Genomic DNA, 19,698 nt, shown 5'->3' on the forward strand with positions numbered 1-19,698 from the left:
ACATCGTCGACCGTCGCGTCGACATGATCGTCACAGGCGGCGCCAACGTCTTTCCCGCCGAGGTCGAGTCCGCGCTCATCGGTGCGCGCAAATAGACGTCGCCGTCCTCGCCGGGGCCCAGCGGCCGCTTGTCGGCGTCGAGGATCCGGATCTCGGTGTCGCGGAACCCGCGCCCGACGCTGCCGGGATGGCTGAGCCACTCGTCGCCGCGCAAGGCGGTGAGCCCGAGGTTCTCGGTCATGCCGTAGGCCGTCACCATCTGCTCGGGACTCAGCAGCTCGAACCACGTTTGCAGCAGCGAGGGCGGCATCACCGCGGCGCCTTGCAGGACGAACACGATGCTGGACAGGTCGCGCCGGCGGACGTCGGGGCGGGCCGCGATGCGTGCCAGCATCGTGGGGGTGGCGGTGAAGTTGGTTATCCGGAATCGCTCGATGACGTCCAAAGCCAGTGCGGCGTCGAACTTTTCGAGGATGACCAGGTGGTCGCCGCCCAGCATCATGAGAAGGGTGGCGAAGCCGTTCGTGTGGTACATGGGCGCGGGCACCATGATGGTCTGCGGCTGCGCCACCGGCGTCCAGTTCGACAGGAACGGTTCGCCTTGCTGCGGGATCCACAACGACGGGGCCAGGTTGAGGATGACTTTCGGGACACCCGTGGAGCCGCTGCTGCAAATCCCGTTGGCGGCGGGGGAGACGGCGGCGGGCAACGGGTCGCTCGATTCGGCGGCGGCGTGGGCGTCCAACTCCCGGCGGGTCTGTTCGTCGACGACGACGGCGGGGTCGATGACCGCCCGCACCCGGTCCCGCTCCCATTCGGGGAGGTCCCAGTGCATGGGCACGGGGATAGCGCCGATCTTCCAGCTGCCCAGGGTCGCCAACACCAGGTGCGCGGAGTTCGGAATCGCCAGCGCGACAAAGGACCCCGTCTCGGCGCCGGAGGCGGCCAGCGCCCGGCCCCACTGGTTGGCCCGGGCGTCGAGCTCACCGAAGGACAGCGACGACGCCGTCCCGTCGAGCGCGACGATCGTCACGCCCGGGTCGTCGTGGCGATGTTCGGCGAGCTCTTGCAGCTTGACGCCGAAGGGAACCCCACCCTCGAACGGGTTAGGGGGCACGGCCGCCGCGACGGGCTCGGTCGTCATGCCGGGACCGGCCCGCTGAACAATGTCTCGACGGCGCCATCGCGCACGCCGGGCACCAGGCGCAGCGCCAACCCCTCCGCGCCCACCGGCAACCGGATGAGCGGCTGGGTATGCCGGTCGAGCACGCTGACGTCGGACTCGTCGCAGAACCCGAGGGCTCCGAGCAGCTGGTGGGAGGTGCGCAGCACCTGCCGCGCGGTGTCGACCGCCTTGAGCCGCAGAACGAGTGCGTCCGCCGAAACAACTTGCGGCGGCGCCGATTCCGGCCGACAGATGGTGTATTTGGCCAGTTCGTGAAGTCCGCGAACCCCGACGGCGGCCTCGGCGGCAGCGAAGCGAACGGCCTGGAAGTCCGCCAGCGGCTTGCCGAACTGGATGCGGGCACGCACGTGTTCGGTGACGATCCGCAACGACTGTTGCAGCGCTCCCAGAATCCGCCACGATCCCAGCACGAGATGAAGATTAACGTCGGCGGCCGCGACGGCGCCATCAGGCCCGGACAGGGTCGCCGGGACGAGGAAGGGGCCCAGCTTCGCACCGGTCCGCCGCGCGGGCTGTGGGCGGTAGCGGTGGCCGTCAAGGTCCGCGGCGATCCAGGCGCCCGGCAAGTCACCGTGGTCGATGCGCGGGGCCCGCGGATCGACCAGTGCCAGGCGGGCGCCGTCGATCGCCAGCAACTCCTCCACGAGCGGGTAGGGCAGCGCCGTCGCGCCCGCCGCCTGGCAGAGCACCGCGGCGGCCAGCCGGTCGTCCGGCACCGACCGGACGTCCAGGTCGAACGCGCCGACCTCGGTCAGCGCCGCGCGCGCCGCGTCCCGAACGGTGTCGTCGGTCTCGGCGCGCAGCGCCGCCGGTGGCCCACCCAACCGCAGCAGCCGCTTGCCGGCAACGGCGGCGAAGTCGCTGATGTCCTGCGGCAGTTCGGTTTTCATCGGCTCTCTCCCAATACGTCGCGGGCCACCAACATTTTCTGGACCTCGATGGTGCCCGACGCGACGGTGGCGGCCTGGGCGTAGCGCCAATGGTCTTCGATCGCCCCGTGCAGGGGAGCGGCAGAACCGCTGTCCAGGGCGGTGGGTCCGAGCACGTCGAACAGCAGCTCGGCGACCTGCTGGTCACATGTCGTGGTGGCGATGCGCGCGGCGCTGGCCGCCGCTCCCGCCGCGGGATCGTCCTGCAAAGACACGGCGCGGTAGGCCAGCAACCGGGCGACGCGCAGGTCGACCAGCGCCCGCACCCACCGGGTCCGAATCGATTCCGGCAACCCGTCCCAGTCGTCGCCGAGTTGGGCCGCCATCCGGTCGAGCAGCGACTCGCAGCGCGCGTAGCGCGCGATGCCCACCCGCTCGAACGCCAGCGCCTCGCGCATCACCCGCCAACCGTCGCCGACCTCGCCCAGGACGTCGCCGGGGAACGCCGGCACGTCGTCGAGGAACATCTCGTTGAGGTGATGTGGCCCCAGCATCGAGGGGATGCCGCGAACCGTGAATCCCGGCCTGTCCATCGGGATCAGAAAGAGCGTGAGCCGCTGGTGTTTTGGCGCGTCGGGGTCGGTGCACGCGGCCAGCACGCACCACGACGCCATCAGCGCGTAGGAGGTCCACACTTTCTGGCCCGTGATGCGCCAACCGTCACCATCTGCCACCGCCCGGGTGCGCAGCGACACCAGGTCGGTTCCGGCCTCCGGCTCCGAGAACCCTTGACACCAGATCACGTCGCCGGCGGCGATGGCCGCCAGGTGCTTGGCCTTCTGCTCGGCGGTGCCGTAGCGCATCAGGGCGGGCCCGACCCAGTTGATGCCCATGTACTGGGGACCGCGGGGTTCGTGTTGGGCCCACATCTCTTCGCGCAGCACGGTCTGCTGCCACACCGAACCCCCGCCGCCGCCATGCTCTTTCGGCCACGCCAGCGCCAGCAGCCCCTCGGCGGCCAGCAGCTTGCAGAAGGTCTCCGTGGTGGCGAGGTCCTGCGGGTTCTCCGTGCAGGCGCCCAGGAAATCCGCGGGAATGTGGTGGGCCACCAATTCGCGCAGATGGTTGCGCAGCTGCCCGGCGTCGTCACCGAGGTCGTAATCCATGGTCGTCATCCCTTCGGCAACCCGAGCAGCCGCTCGGCGATGATGTTGCGCTGTATCTCCGAGGTGCCGCCGTAAATCGTTGCAGCCAAGGCGTCCTGACGCTCGAAGAGCAGATCGGGGTCACCCGCCGAGGCGGGACCCGCCGCGGCCGCGCCCAGCTCCCAAACCCGTTGCAGCGTCACGGATCCGAGCAGTTTCATGGTGTCCGACTCCGGGCTGGGCCGGCCGGCGAGCTCGTTGCCCAGTGAGCGGTATCCGGTGGCGCGCAGCGCTTCTGCGTCGGCCAGCAGGGAGCCGAGTTCGGCGTAGAGGTCCGGACCGGCGTCGGCGCGCCGCACCGCGTCGAGGCCACGCTGAATTTCGACCCAGTTCATGATCCAGATCATCTGGCGCTCGTGATGCAGGGAGGACAACGCGACGTTCCAACCGCCGTGCAGGGGTCCCAGCAGGTTGTCGGCGGGCACCTCGACGTCGTCCAGGAACACCTCGCAGAATGTCTCGTCCGAGATGGAGGCCATCCGGATCGGCTCGATCCGCACGCCGGGCGAGTGCAGGTCGACGATCAGGCAGCTGATGCCCCGATGTTTGGGCGCCTCCGGATCGGTGCGGGCATACAAGGTGCACCACCGCGATTCGTGCGCCTGGGTCGTCCAGATCTTGTGCCCGGTGACCCGGAACGCGTCGCCGTCGAGGTGCGCGCGAGTGCGCAGGCCGGCGAAATCGGAACCCGCCTCGGGCTCGGACATGCCCAGGGCCCACCACTCGTCGCCGCGCAGCAGCGGAACGAGGAACCGCTCGATCTGCGCGGGCGTCCCGAACTGTCGGATGCCGGGCGCCGCGACGCCCGGACCCTGAATGTTGGGCAGCTTCGGCGCGGACCGCACCGCGGCTTCGGTGCGGACCTCCATCGCGTCGCGTAGGCCCAGCGCTCGTCCACCGTGCTCGCGAGGCCACGTCGGTTGCAGCCAGCCGGCCTCGAACGCGGCCCGCTGATAGTCGCGGCGCAGCGGCAGATCCCAGCGGTACGCGCGGTAGTTCGCGTAGTAGTCGTCCGGCAGGAAGGCCGCCAACCACGCGCCGAACTCCTCGACCACCGCGCTCATCGGACACGCTCGCAAAACCGTTGGCCCAGTTGGTGATACAGGGCGCGGCTGTCACCGAGCGCGGCGGCGCCCTGCCACGCCCGGCGGACGTAGAGGTGGATGTCATGCTCCCAGGTCTGGCCCAAAGCGCCGTGCACCTGGACCGCGGTGCGCGCGCAAGCCGTCGCCGCGTCACCGGCCGCCGCCTTGGCCAGCGCCGCGGCGGTCCACGCGTCGGCCGGCGCCGTGCCCTCCTCGGCGAGCCGGGCCGCCGCCGCGTAGGTCAGGCTGCGAGCCCGTTCCAAAGCGACGTAGTTGTCGGCCAACGCGTGTTTGATCCCCTGGAAAGCGCCGATCGGCTTGCCGAACTGTCGCCGAGCCTTCGCGTGCTCGACGGACCGGTGCAACGCGCCGGCGGCGACGCCGACCAGATCGGCGGCGCAGGCCAGCAGCGGTGCCGCCAGCGCCGCGTCGACGACTCCCGCCCGCAGCGGGGCCACCGCCACCGGCCGGGCATCCACCTCGACGTCGGCCAGCGGCTGGGCGGGGTCGGTGGACTCGCGGACCGGCGTCGTCGTCAGCCCGTCGCCGCACCGCAGGACCGCCGCCACGATGCCGCCCTCGTCGGCGCGGGCCAGCGTGACGACCAGCTCCGCCCGGCTCAGGTCGGGCACCGCCACCGCCCGGCCGCGCACCCGCCCGCCGGACAGCGTCATCGTCGGTGTCGGCAGCCGGGTGCCGACACCGTGGACCGCCAGGGTCGCCACCGTGCCGTCGGAGATCTCGGCGAGCACCGCGTCCAGGCCGGTGTCGCGCAGCGCGCCCGCGGCCAGACCGACGCTGCTGAGCAACGGGATCGGGGCGAGGGCGGCTCCGCACTCCTCGAGAACCACGACCATCTCGACGGGTCCGTAGTCGGCGCCGGGGGCCGCCAGCTGGGTCCAGCCCAGCCCGACGACCGTCTTCCACAGGGCGCGCCAGCGGTCCGGGTCGGCGATGGCCTGGCGGGCTGCGTCGGGCGGACACTCTGTTCTCAAGATGTCGCGAACCGCGTCGCGCAGCGACAGGTGCTCCGCCTGCAGCCCTACGTCCACCATGCCCCTAACATAGTAAAGATAATAAACTAGCGGACCGGCGCAGTCATGCTCACGTTGAGGTGGCACATGGTGGAGTGGTATCTGTTCTTGCCGCAGGTGCGGCTGTCGATGGCCGATATCGCCGAGCGGGCTCGGCACGCCGAGGCCAGCGGCTTCGACGGCATTGCCTTCATCGACCACCTGGAAGCCCCCGGGTTGCCCAGCGAAAGCATCTGGGAGGCAATGGGAGTGGCGAGTTGGGTGGCGGCCAAAACGCAGCGGTTGCGGGTGGGCCACCTGGTGCTCTGCGACGCGTTCCGGCACCCCGCGGTGCTCGCCAAGCAGGCCGTCACCCTGTCCGACGCGTCGGAGGGCAGATTCGACCTCGGCCTGGGCGCGGGATCCTGGCCCGCCGAATTCACGAGATTCGGTGTCGGTCAGGGTGATCCGGTGGCCAGGGTGGAGCGACTTGGACGCCACCTCGCGCTGCTCAAGCAATACTGGGGTGACGAGCCGGGGGCCGACCCCCAGTCCCCCCGCCGGACCCACCCGATCCCGCTGGTTCTCGGTGGCACCGGCCGCCGGATGATGGGACTCGTTCGCGGCCATGCCGATTGGTGGAACGTGCCCGCTACCCATCTCGACCGGCTGGCCGCCCTCACCCCGTCGGCGGGGACGGCCCGGCTGTCCATTCAGCAGATGATCGGGTTCGTGCGGTCGGGCAGCGATCCCGCAGCCGTGCGCGAGGTCAGCACCCGACGGTTCGGCAACCTGGGCTCGGGGCTGCTCTGCGGGGACGCCGCGGAGTTGATCGAGCATTTCGCGGGCCTGGCCGACCAGCGCGTCGAACGGTTCTACGTGTGGTTCGCCGACTTCGCCGCGCCCGAATCCCTGTGCGAGTTCGGCGAGTCGGTGATCAAGGCGTTCCCTGGCGGCGCCGTCGCGCTTCGGTAGGCACCACCGGCGGCCGCGCGAACGGGCCCCGCTGCACGGCCGACAATCTGACCTCCGGCAGATCGACCGACGCGTCCACCGTGTCGAGCCAGGCGACCGTCTCGGCGACGTCGGATGCCTGGATCGCGTACATCTCGAACGGAACGTCTTGCAGCATGTCGGTGGCCACCGGCCCCGGCGTGACGAGGTGCACGCTGATGCCGTCACGGTCCACCTCGAGCGCCAACGCCCGCGCGAACGCGTTCATGCCGGCCTTGGAGGCGGAGTAGGCCGTGCGGCCCGGCATCGGTTCGTGCGCCGCCGACGACGAGATCAACACCAGCCGCGAGCCCGCTCCCATCACCGGCAGGACCGCCGAGGTCACGACGAAACACGAATCCAGATTCGCCGACATGATGGCGCGCCACTGCTCGAAGGTCTGCTTACGGGCGTACGTGCCGCCGAGCGCGCCGGCGGCATGCACGAGGAGGTCGATCGCGCCCAGCGCGCGGCACGCCGCCGGGAACCCGACGGGATCCGACGCGTCGGCGACCAGGGGCCGGGCCCCGATCTCGTCGGCGGCCGCGCGCAAGGCTTCCTCTCGGCGCGCGGCGATCGTCACGTCGTAGCCGCGGTCAACGAGCGTGCGCGCGCAGGCCATTCCGATTCCGCCGCTGCCGCCGGTGACTAACGCGGTCCGCACGGCACCGCCCGTCAGGCGCGCCGCGGCCGCGACAACGTTTGCGGCGACAGCGCGTTGATGCGTTGCTCGGAACGGTCCGAGAGTACGTAGGTTTGCGTGTCGGCCAGGTGACGGCCCGCGATGCGGCGCGCCCGGTCGACGTCGCCTTCGGCGATGGTCTCGGCGAGCTTGACATGGGTGTTGAGCACCGCGCGGCGCTTGGCCAAGGACGGGTAGGTGCCGCGCGCTGCGTTCTCGTCGGCCCATTGCCGCTCGTGGTTGGTCCACAGCGTCTCCAGGCTGCCGACGACGGCGATGATCGTGCGGTTGCCGCAGCCGTGAACGACCAAATCGTGGAACTGGCGGCCGATTTCGGTAAACCGCGGGCCGTCGTCGAGGTGCTCGGCCATGGCGTCGTTGATCCGCTGCAGCTCGGGCACCAGCGTGTCGGCGCGGTCGGGGCGCCGTGCGGCGAGCGCGGCGCAGGCGGGTTCGAGCTCCTGCAGCGCCATGCCGAGGTCGGCCACGGTGACGGATTCGCTCTGCAGCAACAGGCCGAGCATGTAGGCCGTGCTGGTCTTGGCCGGGGCGTGGACGACGGCGCCGCCGCGGTTGCCGCGCCGCACCGAGATCAGGCCCTCGGTCTCGAGGATCCGCAGCGCTTCCCGTAGCGATACCAGGCTGACGTTGAACTGTTCGACGAGCACCTCCTGGCGCGGCAGGAGGTCGCCGTCGGCCAACTCCCCGTCGATGATCTGGCGGCGCAACTCGTCGGCTACGATTTCTGCGATCCGGGGCGCCGACAATCGGCGACGGGCGTCGGGGCCAATTCCCAAGGCGGTCATCCGATCTTCGAGGTCAAGCCAACTGGCTGGCTTAGCTATTTTAGCAGTAATGGTATAAATGGCTTCTCGCATCGCGCGTCGATCGGGAGGGCGAATGCCAGTGAGCGAGCGGTCCGGCGATCGTCCCACGCCGCTACACGGCCTGCGCGTCGTCGAGATCAGTGACCGCATCGCCGGCAGCTATTGCGGCAAGCTGCTGGCCGACGCCGGCGCGCAGGTCCGCAAAATCGAGCCCCCGCAAGGCGATTGGCTGCGCCGGTACACGGCGTGCGGGTTGCCGAGTCCCGACGGGCGGCCGGCGCCGTTGTTCAGCTACCTCAACGCCGGCAAGCGCAGCCTGACGGTCGCGCCGGGTTCGCAGCGGCACCGCGCGGAACTGGCCGGCGCGGACGTCGTCGTCGTCACCGCCGGCCGGGCGCAGGCGGCGGCGCTGGGCGTCGACCCGCGCCGATTGCTCGACGACGCGCCGGGCGCGGTCGTCGTCACGATCTCGGACTTCGGGTGGGACGGCCCGTACGCCGACCGGGCCGCCACCGAGTTCACCCTGCAGGCGTGGGCCGGCTCGCCGGGCTTTCGGGGCGATCCCGCCGGACCGCCGATCTGCATCGGCGGGGACCTGGGCGAGTACATGGGCGGCGTCTACGCCGCCTTCGGCGCGCTGGCCATGCGGCGCCGCGTCGAACGAGGCGGCGCCGGTGCACATCTCGACCTGTCCATGCTCGAGGCGATCACCGCGATGCAGAGCAGCGAATGGCTGCACTCGCAGCTGCTCCGGGTGCCGCCGGTCCGGCGCACCACCGAAGTGCCCTCCATCGAACCGGCCAAGGACGGCTACGTCGGCTTCACCATGGTCACCGGTCAGCAATGGCTCGACTTCGTCGCGATGGTCGAACGCCCGCAGCTGGAGGAGATCGAGCAGCTGCGCTTCCAGATCGGACGCTGGCAATACCGCGACCTGATCCGCGAGCAGATCCGGCCCTGGCTGGCCGAACGCACCGTCGCCGAGATCGTCGAGTTGGGCCAGCTGATCCGGTTGCCGGTCGCCGCCCTGGGCAATGGCTCCACCATCGGGCGGCTCGACTACGTCACCCAGCGCGAGGCTTTCGTCCGCAACCCGGCCGGTTTCTCCCAACCCCGACCGCCCTGGCTGATGTCGTCCTGCATGCCAGCACCGCCCGGTGAGACGCCCGAACTCGGCGAGGCGAATGACGAATCACCCTGGCAAGCAACCTCATCGGGCCCTGGGCCGCTCCCCGCGGGGGCGCCGCTGGCCGGTCTGCGCGTCGTCGACCTGACGGCGTTCTGGGCCGGCCCGGCGGCCACCCACCTGCTGGCCGCCTTCGGGGCCGACGTCGTCAAGGTCGAGTCAATCCAGCGCCCGGACGGCATCCGGTATTCGGGCGGCATGCGCACCGATGTCGACGACTGGTGGGAGTACGGCTGGGTTTTCCACGCCATGAACACCAACAAGCGTTCCGTCACGCTGGATCTGGGCTCGCCGGACGGTCGGCGCCTGTTCACCGAGTTGGTCGCGGGGGCCGACGTGGTGATCGAGAACTTCTCGCCGCGGGTGATGGAGCAGTTCGGGCTGACCGCCGACGCGCTGCTGCGTGTGAACCCGCGGCTGGTCTTCGCGCGCATGCCCGCATTCGGGCTGGCCGGTCCGTGGCGCGACCGCGTCGGGTTCGCGCCGACCATGGAGCAGATCGCCGGACTCGCCTGGGTGACCGGCCTGCCGGAGGGCCCGCCGGTGACCCCGCGCGGGGCGTGCGACCCGCTGGCCGGCGTGCACGCCGCGTTCGCCGTGCTGGCCGCGTTGAACTTCACCGAACGCACCGGAACCGGCCAGCTGCTGGAGCTGCCCATGCTCGAGACGGTGCTCAACGCGACCGCCCTGCAAGCCCTCGAATTCGAGGTGTTCGGCGTGACGCTGGTCCGCCGCGGCAACCGCGGCCACGGCGCCGTGGTCCAAAACATCTACCGCTGCGCCGAGGACGACGGGTGGATCGCGGTCAGCGTCCGCGACGACCGGCAGTGGGACGCGCTGGTCGAGCTGATGGGCCGGCCGGCGTGGTGCGACGCCGACCTGACCACCGCCACCGGGCGGTGCCGGCTGGGCGTCGACGTCGACGCCCGGCTGGCCCGATGGTTCGCCGAGCAACCGCAGGGCCCGACGGTGCAGCGGCTGGCCGCCGCGGGCGTCCCCGCCGCCCCGGTGGTGTCCCCGTCGCTGGTGACCGACAACCCGCAACTGCGGGACCGCCGATTCTTTGAGGCGTTGCACCACCCGAGCACCGGCCCGGGGCTCTACCCGTGCCCACCGTTCGCCCGCCTCGCCGGCCAAGACCGCTGGCTGCTGCGGCCGCCGCCGCGACTCGGCGAGCACAACGAGGAAGTCCTGCGCGAACGATGCGGGCTCGGCGACGACGACCTGACGCGTCTGACGGCCAGCGGCGTGATCGGGACCCGACCCAAAGGCCTGTAGAGGGAATGGAGTGCAACATGCGTGTGACGGTCGACGAGAACCTGTGCGAGGCCAACGGCTTCTGCGAATCACTGGCGCCCGACGTCTTCGAACTGGGCGACGAAGACGTCGTACAGATCGCGGACGGCCCAGTGCCACCGGACCGGGAGATCGACGTGCGCGCCGCGGTCGACCAGTGCCCGAAGGCGGCTCTGCGGCTACGGGAGTGATGGCAGCGAAACACTCTGTCTCCCAAGCCGTTACGCTCTGACCCTCGCCGCGCGCGCCGCGTCCCACGCGGCGCCAACGCCGCCCGCGTTGACGGTGAATGCGTAAGATAGTAAAAATAGGCCTAGTCGTCGAACCCGGGGCGGCCCGGTTGCGCCCGGCCGAGCACGGCCGGGGCGGATACGGAGTGCTAGTGACGCAGACAGGCGCGGGCTTGGCCCCGCAGTCCGACGATCCTTCGGAGCGCGAGTTCGGTGCGGCCGGCATCGCGCTGTCGACCTACCGGTTCCCGACGGGCTGGTTCATCGTCGCCTTCGGCTCCGACCTGGCGCCCGGGCAGGTCAGGCGTGCGCACTATTTCGGTGAGGAGTTGGTGCTGTTCCGCACCGAATCCGGCCGCGTCCACGTGATGGACGCCTACTGCCAGCACCTGGGCGCCAACCTCGCCGTCGGCGGCACGGTGGAGGGCGAGAACATCGTGTGCCCCTGGCACGGCTGGCAGTGGCGCGGCGACGGCTCGAACGCGCTGATCCCGTACAGCAAGATCGGCTGCAAGAACAACGTCCGCATCCGCAGCTACCCCAGCATGGAGTGGTACGGGTTCGTGCTCGCCTGGCACGAACGCCACGGTCGCGCGCCGTACTGGCAGCCGCCGGTGCTGCCCGAACTCGAGACCGACGAGTACTACCCGCTGCACCCGCACACCCAGATGCTCAACCGGGTCAAGGTGCACCCCCAGATGATCATCGAGAACGCCGCCGACCCGTATCACGTGCAGTACGTACACAAGGCGGCCAATCCGGCCACCACCTCGTCGTTCGAGGTCTCCGGCTACCACCTGCACGCCACCGTCAACGCCCACTTCGGCGGGGGCCGCGCCCAAACCTGGTTGACCCCCAACGGACCGGTCGACGCCAAGATCATCTACGACAACTACTCGCTGGGCCTCGGTGTGGTCCGATTCCCCAGCGAACTGGTCGCCACCGTCCAGGTCACCGGCCAGACACCGGTCGACGAGGACTACACCGACTACTTCTATACGCAGGCCTCCATCCGCGAACCGGGCGACACCGGCGACGCGCCCACCGGCCGCGCGGCCCGCTTCCTCGCGCTGCAGCAAGAGGTCATCAAACAGGACTTCTTCACGTGGGAGAACATGAAGTACCTCGAGAAGCCAAACCTGGCGCCCGAGGAGGCGCACGACTACGCCGCGCTGCGCCGCTGGGCGCACCGCTTCTATCCGGGCACCCAGCCGTCGGCGTCGGACTTCGGCTACACCGCCGACGGTGAGCCCGACCCGGCGGCCGCCAAGGCCTGACGGGTGCTGGCCGGTGACCACCTCACGGGAAAGGTGTTGAACGGCAGGCGAATTCGGCGTGGAAACGGTTACGGGCAGCTATCCCGACCGTACGTAGGGCGCGGTAGCTGCCCCAGCAACCGCGCATCGTGGAGCTATATCGTTCGTCGTTAAGTTACGTTAATGTTACGTGGTGGCAGGCACGTTGCCCTAGTGTCACGTCGGCCCGTCCGTTGCGGTCCTTTCACGAGAGGCTGGAAACCAGGATGACGATGTCTTATCAGGAACAGCGGATGCTCGAGGCCGTCACCGCCCGCGCCGCCATCCTGGACCTCAACGCCCGCCACAACCGGGCGTACTCCGACGGAGACCGCGACCGGTGGGTCGCGACGTTCCGGCACTCCGGCGCCAGCTACACCCGCGACGGCGAACTGTTCGACGACCTGCGCGCGGCCTTCGACGGCGGTGACGGACAACGCCTCGTCACCGTCGACCACGAGATCCGCGTCGACGGCGTCAACGCCATGCAGCGCTGCGTCGTCGTCCTGTACGCGGCGATGTTCGGCGACACCACCCTGCGGGCGACGGGAACTTTCCGGGACACCCTGACCTACGAGCGCGGCGGGTGGTACTTCACTTCACGGGCGCTGCAATGGGATTCGGTGCCCAGCCGGCACCCGCTCGTCATGTGAGCGGCGCGGACGAGGGGCCCGACACCCGGCTGGCCTTCGGCACCTACGAGGACGCGCTGCGCATGGTCGGCGCCACCGGCGAGGTGCGCACCGCGGCGACCGCCGTCAGCGGCGCCCGCATCCAGTTGTTCGCCGCGATGGTGCGCGACGGCAACCGGTCCTACTGGGACGCCGACTACGCCCGCCAGCGCTGGGGCGGGCTGCTGGCGCCGCCGGCGATGCTGATGAGCTGGGCGGTGCCGCCGCCCTGGCATCCGGGCGGCAGCCGGCCCGCCGGGTCGATCGCCCTGCGGGTGCCCCTGCCCGGCACCACGTTCATCAACGCGGCCAACGACGCCGAGTTCTCGCAACCCATCGTCGAGGGGGACGTGCTCAGCGTCGTCGAGGAAGTGGTCGCGGTGTCGCCGGAGAAGCGAACCCGGTTGGGCGTAGGACATTTCGTCGAGACCCTCGAGACCTACCGCCGCCAGGACGGTGCCGTCGTCGCCACCTGCCGCAACACGTTGTTCCGCTTCACCCCGGGTGAGGGCGAGTGAGCGACCTGGACTGGAACTCCCTCGAGATTCCCGCCGACCTGCCCGAGGTGGTCGACCACATCACCTACCAGCGGGTGGTGCAGAACGCCGGCGCCACGTGGGACTACTTTCCCGGTCACTTCGACCCCGAATACGCTCGGCGGCAGGGTAATCCGACGATCTACGTCAATACCATGCACATCGCCGGATTCGCCGACCGTGTCGCGACCGACTGGGCGGGCCCCGGTAGCCGAGTGGTGCGCCGCGCCATGCGGCTGCTCACGCCGGTGTACGCGGGTGACACCGTGACCGGCCGTGGGCGGGCGGTGGCCAAGCGGCGCGACGACTCGACGGATCCGCCCCGCTGGCTCGTCGACCTGGAGATCCACGTGACCAATCAGGACGGCGCGCTATGCAGCCCCGTCGAACTGACGCTGCAGCTGCCGCAACCGAATTGACTCAGGCGGGCAGCGGGGGCAGCGTCCCCTTGCAGACCAGGGTCTGCAGTTCGACGTACTCGTGCAGCCCCTCCGGACCGAACTCGCGGCCGATGCCCGACTGCTTGAAGCCGCCAAACGGCGCACCGATGTCGAGTGTGTACATGTTGATGCCGTACGTCCCGGTGCGGACGCCGGCCGCGACATCGAGCCCATGCTCGATGTCGGCGGTCCACACGGAACCGGCCAGGCCGTAATCGGTTTCGTTGGCGATCCGGATCGCGTCGGCCTCGTCGCGGTAGCGCAGCACGGTCAGCACCGGGCCAAAGATCTCTTCGCGGGCGATCCGCATGTCGTTCGAGGCCTCGGCGAACAACGTCGGCCGCACGTACCAGCCGCGCTCCGACGGGCTGTCGTCACCGCCGAGGACGACGCGGGCACCCTCGCTGCGGCCCGACCGGATGAAGTCCTGAACCCGTCGCTGTTGTCGTTGCGCCACAAGCGGTCCGATGTCGGTGTCCGCGTCGGCGGGGTCGCCCACCCGCAGTCCCGACATCATGTCGGCGAGTGCCTCGACCACCTCGTCGTGGCGCCGCTCGCTGACCAGGATGCGGGTCTGGGCGACGCACGCCTGGCCGTTGTTCATCAGCCCGGCGGTCTTCAGCTCGGCCACGGTCTTCTCGACGTCGGCGTCGTCGAGGATGATCGCCGCCGACTTGCCGCCGAGTTCCAGGCTGACGCGTTTGAGATGCTCCCCGCACACGGCGGCGATGTGGCGGCCCACCGCGCTGGAGCCGGTGAACGCCACCTTGTCCACCCCCGGGTGGCGCACCAGCGCCTCGCCGACATCGGGGCCGCCCGGCAGCACCGACACGACCCCGTCGGGCAGGTCCAACTGCTCGATCATCTCCGCCAACCACAAAGCGTCCAAAGGTGTTTCGGGTGCGGGCTTGACGACGACCGTGCAGCCGGCGATCAGCGCCGGGATCAGCTTGGGCATGATCAAGAACTGCGGCACGTTCCACGGCACGATGGCCGCGACCACCCCCACCGGGGCGCGGCGCAGGTGCACCTCGCCGAGCACGCCCCGGCGGCGCTCAACCCAGGGAAATGCGCGCGCGTCGGCCAGCGCGAGGTGCATCATGGTCGCCGCGGCCGCCGCCTGGCCGAGCCGGCTGAAGGTCCGCGGGCTGCCCATCTCGGCGGTGATGAGATCGGCCATCTCGTCGATGTGTCCGCCGTAGATCGCGGCGAGCTGTTCGACCTTCGCCATCCGCTCGGCGTGGCTCATCCGCGGCCAGGGGCCGTGGTCGAAGGCGCGGCGCGCGGCGGCGACGGCTGCCTCGACGTCCTCGCCGCCGGCCACCTGCACGTGGCCGACCGGTTCCTCGGAATGCGGTGAGATCACGGCGAGCTGCTGCGGGTTGGCGGGCTTGCGCCACTGCCCCCCGACGAAGATCTCGTCGTAGGACCGGTGGCCGGCGTGTTCTGTCATCGGGCACTTCCTCGAGGGTTGAAGCCACGACCGCGATTCGCTATTGACGCTAACATAGCGAAAAAAGCAGCGAGGGCCGATATGACCAGCGAATGGCGCACCTACCCGTTCAAGTTGGTGCCCGGCGACAGCCAGCTGGAGTTTCCCGCCGCCGAAGGCGAACATCCCGACCAGGAATCGGACACCTGGTTCATCGCCGGTCAGCTGGATGCGGCGGGGACGGACCGGTCGTACGCCTTCTTGACGATCTTCAACAAGAACCGCCCCGGCGGGACTCTGGTGGCGGATTTCTACACGATGGCCCTGTTCGATTTGGACACCGGCGACTACGGCACCTACACCGACTACGACATGCCGCCCGCAAACCTGGAGCCCGGGGCGCCGCGCAAGCTCACGCTGGCTTCCGGCTACCTCGACATCGGCTTCGCCAGCGGCGCGGGTACCGCCTCCTGGTTCACCTGCCGCAACGGCGACGGGGGACTGCTGCCCTACACCTACCGTGTGAGCCTGGTCGGAAACGACCAGCTGGATCGGCCCATGCGGCTGGATCTGGCCGTAACACCCACCCGCGCACCGACTCCCGTGGGCGCCTCGGTCTACAACGGCAGGATCGTCTGCTTCGGCCAGGAGGACACCTACTCGTATTTCCAGACGGGGATGACGATGACTGGGACGTTGCGCTGGGGCGACGTCGTCGAGCAGGTGTCCGGCAGCAGCGGCCACGTCGACCGGCAGTGGTTCCCCAAGTACGCCGGCGGCGGCGGGTCCGGGGGAGACCCGCGGGCGAGGTCGCATGAATGGCGCACCATCAACTTCGACAACGGCGTCGACCTGAGCATCTGGCGCCAGTTCGACCGCACCAACGGCAACGCGCCCCAGCCCTTCACCGGGGTGACGTCGAGCCATCCCGACCCGGGTGTGCCGCCGCAATGCGCCGAGGACGTCGAGGTGACGACCACCAGCTACGTGCGCTGGCCGGACGCGGTGCGGCCGCTGGTGCGACCCGTCGCCGACGCCCGATACCTGCCCGATCGGCACCGGATCACCTGCGCGACAATGGAACTCGATATCACCGGAGTACCGCTGGTGGCGGCGCCCGCGCATGGCCTACCGATCGAGTACATGGAAGGCCCGTACCGCTACCGGGGAACGCTGTGGGGCCAGCCCGTCACCGGGTTCGCGTTCAACGAGCGTTCGCTGGCCCTCTACCGAGACTGGGAGCTGGTGGAGGTGCTCGCGACCACGGCCGCCAACGCCGAGCCGCCCGATCGGGATCTGCGCATGACGTCGGGCCTGCTGGTGCAATTGTTGGCCAGGGGCCGGCGGAGCGAGGCGATCGACCTGCTGACCACCGTCCGGTCCGGCCAAAAGGGCTCGCTGGCAACGCTTCTCGACGACCTGGTCGCGGCGCTGTCAGCGGGCTGAGAGGGCGTGCGCCCAGCTGAGGTGGCGGTGCTGCAGCCCCGGTTCGTTGCGGCCGAACAACAGGTGGCTGCGGGCTCCCGACTCGAGATTGGCCTGCAGCCCCTCGACCAGCCGGTAGTCCTCGTCGCGGACCGTGGCGTGTGCGTAGTCGAAGACCGCCGCCGCGCCCGCGGCCACCGACGCGTCGGAGAGATCCTGCGGCGTCGCGTTCTGGTGCACCGTGATCGATCTGCCGGGGTGTTCCCCGGGGTAGACGCGGAACAGCTCGCCGTTGGCGATGGTCACCGACAAGACGACGTTGGGAAACAGCGCGTAGATGACCACCAGATTGTGCAGGGGGTTCCACTGCTCCTCCGGGACGTCCTCGAGGTCACCGATTGTGTTGAGCGGGAACACCAGTCGGTGGTGCGGCCCGAAGCTGTCGAACACCGTGCAGTTGCTGCGCGCGATCGTGGCGAAGGTCTGCCGGTGGACGGTGGCGAAATGGTAGTTCTCGGCGAAGGTGTCAAGGGCCAGCTTCCAGTTGATGGGGGAGTCCAGCACCTTCTCGCCCAGCGGCGACCAGCCCCCGATGCCCCACGAGTCCAGCTCGGCCGCCAGCGGTCCCAGGTGCGCGGCGACGTCCAGGGACGCGCCCGGGTCGAGCGCCACCCACAGAAAGCCCGCCAGCTCGGCGGCCGGCAGTTCCGTCAGGCCGTCGGACTTCGGGTTCACGGAACCGAATCCCTCGAGGCCCGGCACCCCGACCAGCCGACCGGTGTTGTCGTAGGTCCAGGCGTGGTACGGGCACACAAAGCGCTTGGCCGTCCCACATCCCGTCGCCACCCGCGACTGCCGGTGCAGGCAGACGTTGTCGAACGCCTTGACCGATCCCTCGGAGGTGCGGGTCAACAGGATCGAGCGCCCCATCACGGTTTTCGTGCAGTACGCCCCCGGGCCGGGCAGCTCCGAGGCGTAGCCGACGAGTTGCGGGCTGCCCGCCAGCATGGCCCGGTCGCGGCGATGGCGCTCGACCGAGGTGTAGTCCGTCGCCGCCACCCGATACTCCGCCGGGGCCAGGTCGGTGGTCTTGTCGCGGGCCAACTTCAGGGCGCGCCGGGTCAAATCGACCAATTGATCGCGGCCTAGTCCAGATTCCATGGTCCCAGTACAGACCTTGTGACGGTTGTAAGGTCAAGGGGTGGCTGAGCAGTTGCTGATCGGCGACGTCACGGCCCTGACCGGGATCGCCTCGGGTCGCATTCGGCACTACGAGAAGATCGGGCTGCTGCGCGCGGAACACCTGCCCAACGGCTACCGGGTGTTCGACGTGGAGCAGGTTCTCGAGTTGCTGCGCATCGACCTGATGCGCAGCCTCGGCGTCGGCATCAACGACATCGCGCGGCTGACGGACGGCGGGCAAGCCACCCTGGCCGGGGTGCTCGCCGAGCACCGCGCGCTGCTGGTCCGCCAGCGGGACCGGCTCGACGAGTTGATCGAGGCTATCGACCGGTCCCGGGCCGCCGCCGACCGGGCGGACGGCGGCGACCACATCCTGCGCAGGCTGGCCACCACCCATCGCGACAGCATCGGCGTGGTGGGGCGGCTCAGCGCGCCGCTGCCCGCGCCGGTGGCGGCGATGTATGCCGACCTCTTCGACGAGTGGGACCTGCCGGTGCCGGCCTTGTTCGGGCAGATGGTCCTGCCGCCCGCCGCCAGCGTCCTGTTGGCGCAGCTGGCCGAGGCCCCCGGCCGCGCTGTGTTGTTCGACCGGTTGCGGAAGCTGGCCGACGAGGTGATCCGTCTCGACGATAACCCGACGGCCGCAACCGAACTCGCGAGACGCTGGATCGAGCGGCAACTGGCCGAGCCGTGGCCGGCCGACGTGGTCGCCGTCCTGCGCGGCGTTCGACCGCTCCTCGAGGGCGACCCGGTGATCGTGCAGGGCTTCAGGGCGTGGGCCGGGGCGATCAGCCCGGCGGCCGCGCGTTTCCTTGAGGAGGTCACGCGGCAGAGTTCGTGCCGCGGCCTGGAGGCGGTGAGCGTCATCGTGCTGCCCGCCCCGGGGCACCCCGAAACCGCGACCTCAGGATCGTGATACAGCTGTGACTGGTGTGGCTCACGAGGCCACTGGTACCGGTGTCATATTCTGGGATACGTGTCTTCGGTGTCCCGGCGGGACCTCCTCAAGCTGGCGGCCGCGGCCCCGGCCCTCGTAGGCATGGGGGTGGCGGGCGCGTCGCTGCGCGCCGCACCCGCCTCGGCCTCGCTCGGCACGTTGCTGGACTACGCGGCCGGCGTGATCCCCGCCAGCCAGATCCGGGCGGCCGGGGCGGTGGGCTCCATCAGGTACGTCTCGGACCGGCGCCCCGGCGGCAACTGGATGCTGGGTAAGCCGATCCAGGTCGCCGAGGCACGTGATCTCGACAGCAACGGGCTCAAGATCGTCTCGTGCTACCAATACGGCAAGGGCAGCACCGCCGACTGGCTCGGAGGCGCCGGCGCCGGGCAGCAGCACGCGCAGCGGGGAATGCAGCTGCACGCGGCCGCCGGCGGCCCAGCGACCGCGCCGATCTACGCCTCGATCGACGACGACCCCTCCTATGAGCAGTACAAGAGCCAGGTCGCGCCGTACCTGCGGTCGTGGGAATCGGTGATCGGGCATCAGCGCACAGGCGTCTACGCCAACTCCAAGACCATCGACTGGGCGCTGCACGACGGCCTGGGCGCCTACTTCTGGCAGCACAACTGGGGTTCGCCCAAGGGCTACACCCACCCGGCCGCCCACTTGCACCAGGTGGAGATCGACAAACGCAATGTCGGCGGCGTCGGGGTGGACGTCAACGAGATCCTCAAACCGCAATTCGGGCAGTGGGCCTGAGGGCGCGGCGGTCGGTCCCGGCCGCGCGCGGCGCGCTTTCTTAGAATTCCAGCAAACACTCGTTCGCTCGTTTCCCGGCGCCGTCGGCGCCGGCGTGCGCCCGACGGGCCAGCCCCGCGGCGCTCCGGTGCCGGAAAAAGTTTTATAACGATTCGATAACATAACTGCTTTGATCTGCACCGTTGTAGCTACTCGACCGTAACCACCTGCATGCAGCACGTTTGTTCGCCGGGTCGGCGTCGCCGCTCAAACCGGGTGTTACCCAGGGCATGGTTACCCATGCGTAGAACTGACCAGTAACCAATCGCGCGGCCGATCCCGCCCCGATCCTTATGACACTCTTAGTGCATCCGATGGAGTCCGCCGCGCCGCCCCGCCATCGAGGCGGCCCGCCGACAACACACCGGTCAGCCGGGTTCCGGCTGAGATTCGACGCCGAATCGAGG

The 19,698-nt window shown here is 69.7% G+C and carries 19 protein-coding genes; 10 read left to right on the forward strand and 9 right to left on the reverse strand.

The genetic code is table 11. The features are described 5' to 3' along the window. The 5 genes from A5700_RS09600 to A5700_RS09620 all read right to left on the reverse strand — a co-directional run. Window positions 1–1,144 (reverse strand): class I adenylate-forming enzyme family protein (locus A5700_RS09600; RefSeq protein ID WP_231973787.1); only part of this gene is annotated, 1,144 nt, incomplete at its 3' end. After that, window positions 1,141–2,076 (reverse strand): acyl-CoA dehydrogenase family protein, encoded by a 936-nt coding sequence (locus A5700_RS09605; RefSeq protein ID WP_068069875.1) that lies wholly within the window; start codon window positions 2,074–2,076, stop codon window positions 1,141–1,143. The genes A5700_RS09605 and A5700_RS09600, both read right to left, overlap by 4 nt. Then, window positions 2,073–3,230 (reverse strand): acyl-CoA dehydrogenase family protein, encoded by a 1,158-nt coding sequence (locus tag A5700_RS09610; RefSeq protein ID WP_197502825.1) that lies wholly within the window; start codon window positions 3,228–3,230, stop codon window positions 2,073–2,075. The genes A5700_RS09605 and A5700_RS09610 overlap by 4 nt, the downstream gene beginning before the upstream one ends. After that, the gene (locus A5700_RS09615; protein WP_068069877.1) at window positions 3,227–4,324 is read right to left on the reverse strand and encodes an acyl-CoA dehydrogenase family protein; all 1,098 of its coding nucleotides are present in this window, start codon (window positions 4,322–4,324) and stop codon (window positions 3,227–3,229) included. Before A5700_RS09615 ends, A5700_RS09610 begins: the two co-directional genes overlap by 4 nt. Continuing rightward, window positions 4,321–5,397 carry an acyl-CoA dehydrogenase family protein gene (locus A5700_RS09620; RefSeq protein WP_068070028.1) on the reverse strand — a complete coding sequence of 359 codons (1,077 nt, stop codon included), beginning with the start codon at window positions 5,395–5,397 and terminating at the stop codon, window positions 4,321–4,323. The genes A5700_RS09615 and A5700_RS09620 overlap by 4 nt, the downstream gene beginning before the upstream one ends. A 69-nt stretch (window positions 5,398–5,466) precedes the next feature. Here A5700_RS09620 and A5700_RS09625 point away from each other — a divergent pair, with 69 nt between their 5' ends. After that, on the forward strand, window positions 5,467–6,333 hold the full coding sequence (locus A5700_RS09625; RefSeq protein ID WP_068069879.1) for an LLM class flavin-dependent oxidoreductase: 867 nt from the start codon (window positions 5,467–5,469) through the stop codon (window positions 6,331–6,333). On the opposite strand, the gene A5700_RS09630 is transcribed toward A5700_RS09625, so the two are convergent. Next, a complete protein-coding gene (locus tag A5700_RS09630) occupies window positions 6,296–7,015 on the reverse strand; it encodes an SDR family oxidoreductase (RefSeq protein WP_068069882.1) in 720 nt (239 codons plus the stop codon). The genes A5700_RS09625 and A5700_RS09630 overlap by 38 nt on opposite strands. Before the next feature lie 11 nt (window positions 7,016–7,026). Then, window positions 7,027–7,839, reverse strand: a complete 813-nt coding sequence (locus A5700_RS09635) for a FadR/GntR family transcriptional regulator (RefSeq protein ID WP_068069884.1) — start codon at window positions 7,837–7,839, stop codon at window positions 7,027–7,029. Window positions 7,840–7,933: 94 nt separating this feature from the next. Between A5700_RS09635 and A5700_RS09640 the strand changes: the two genes are divergently transcribed. The 6 genes from A5700_RS09640 to A5700_RS09665 all read left to right on the forward strand — a co-directional run bounded on the left by A5700_RS09640 (window position 7,934) and on the right by A5700_RS09665 (window position 13,493). Continuing rightward, on the forward strand, window positions 7,934–10,324 hold the full coding sequence (locus tag A5700_RS09640) for a CoA transferase (protein ID WP_068204677.1): 2,391 nt from the start codon (window positions 7,934–7,936) through the stop codon (window positions 10,322–10,324). Between the two features lie 17 nt (window positions 10,325–10,341). After that, window positions 10,342–10,533: a ferredoxin gene (locus A5700_RS09645; RefSeq protein WP_068070030.1), complete on the forward strand. Its 192-nt coding sequence runs from the start codon at window positions 10,342–10,344 to the stop codon at window positions 10,531–10,533. Between the two features lie 191 nt (window positions 10,534–10,724). Beyond that, window positions 10,725–11,849 carry an aromatic ring-hydroxylating dioxygenase subunit alpha gene (locus tag A5700_RS09650; RefSeq protein WP_369828256.1) on the forward strand — a complete coding sequence of 375 codons (1,125 nt, stop codon included), beginning with the start codon at window positions 10,725–10,727 and terminating at the stop codon, window positions 11,847–11,849. 245 nt (window positions 11,850–12,094) lie between these two features. Next, a complete protein-coding gene (locus A5700_RS09655; protein WP_068069889.1) occupies window positions 12,095–12,520 on the forward strand; it encodes a nuclear transport factor 2 family protein in 426 nt (141 codons plus the stop codon). Window positions 12,521–12,582: 62 nt separating this feature from the next. Next, window positions 12,583–13,056, forward strand: coding sequence for a MaoC family dehydratase N-terminal domain-containing protein (locus A5700_RS09660; protein WP_068070034.1), 474 nt, complete (start codon window positions 12,583–12,585; stop codon window positions 13,054–13,056). After that, window positions 13,053–13,493: a MaoC family dehydratase gene (locus A5700_RS09665; protein ID WP_068069891.1), complete on the forward strand. Its 441-nt coding sequence runs from the start codon at window positions 13,053–13,055 to the stop codon at window positions 13,491–13,493. Before A5700_RS09660 ends, A5700_RS09665 begins: the two co-directional genes overlap by 4 nt. A gap of 1 nt (window position 13,494) precedes the next feature. Here the strand turns inward: A5700_RS09665 and A5700_RS09670 are convergent, their stop codons facing one another. Then, window positions 13,495–14,967, reverse strand: coding sequence for an aldehyde dehydrogenase (locus A5700_RS09670; RefSeq protein WP_068069893.1), 1,473 nt, complete (start codon window positions 14,965–14,967; stop codon window positions 13,495–13,497). Between the two features lie 81 nt (window positions 14,968–15,048). Here A5700_RS09670 and A5700_RS09675 point away from each other — a divergent pair, with 81 nt between their 5' ends. Beyond that, on the forward strand, window positions 15,049–16,392 hold the full coding sequence (locus A5700_RS09675) for a secreted hydrolase (RefSeq protein WP_068069895.1): 1,344 nt from the start codon (window positions 15,049–15,051) through the stop codon (window positions 16,390–16,392). Here A5700_RS09675 and A5700_RS09680 read toward each other — a convergent pair. Further along, on the reverse strand, window positions 16,381–17,532 hold the full coding sequence (locus A5700_RS09680; protein ID WP_068069896.1) for an SRPBCC family protein: 1,152 nt from the start codon (window positions 17,530–17,532) through the stop codon (window positions 16,381–16,383). The two genes, A5700_RS09675 and A5700_RS09680, sit on opposite strands and share 12 nt — an antisense overlap. 40 nt (window positions 17,533–17,572) lie before the next feature. Between A5700_RS09680 and A5700_RS09685 the strand changes: the two genes are divergently transcribed. Further along, window positions 17,573–18,469: a MerR family transcriptional regulator gene (locus A5700_RS09685; protein WP_068069898.1), complete on the forward strand. Its 897-nt coding sequence runs from the start codon at window positions 17,573–17,575 to the stop codon at window positions 18,467–18,469. Between the two features lie 123 nt (window positions 18,470–18,592). Further along, the gene (locus A5700_RS09690; RefSeq protein ID WP_156671174.1) at window positions 18,593–19,252 is read left to right on the forward strand and encodes a DUF1906 domain-containing protein; all 660 of its coding nucleotides are present in this window, start codon (window positions 18,593–18,595) and stop codon (window positions 19,250–19,252) included. Window positions 19,253–19,698 lie beyond the last annotated feature (446 nt).

Source organism: Mycobacterium sp. E1214 (assembly GCF_001666755.1).
Classification (GTDB): domain Bacteria; phylum Actinomycetota; class Actinomycetes; order Mycobacteriales; family Mycobacteriaceae; genus Mycobacterium.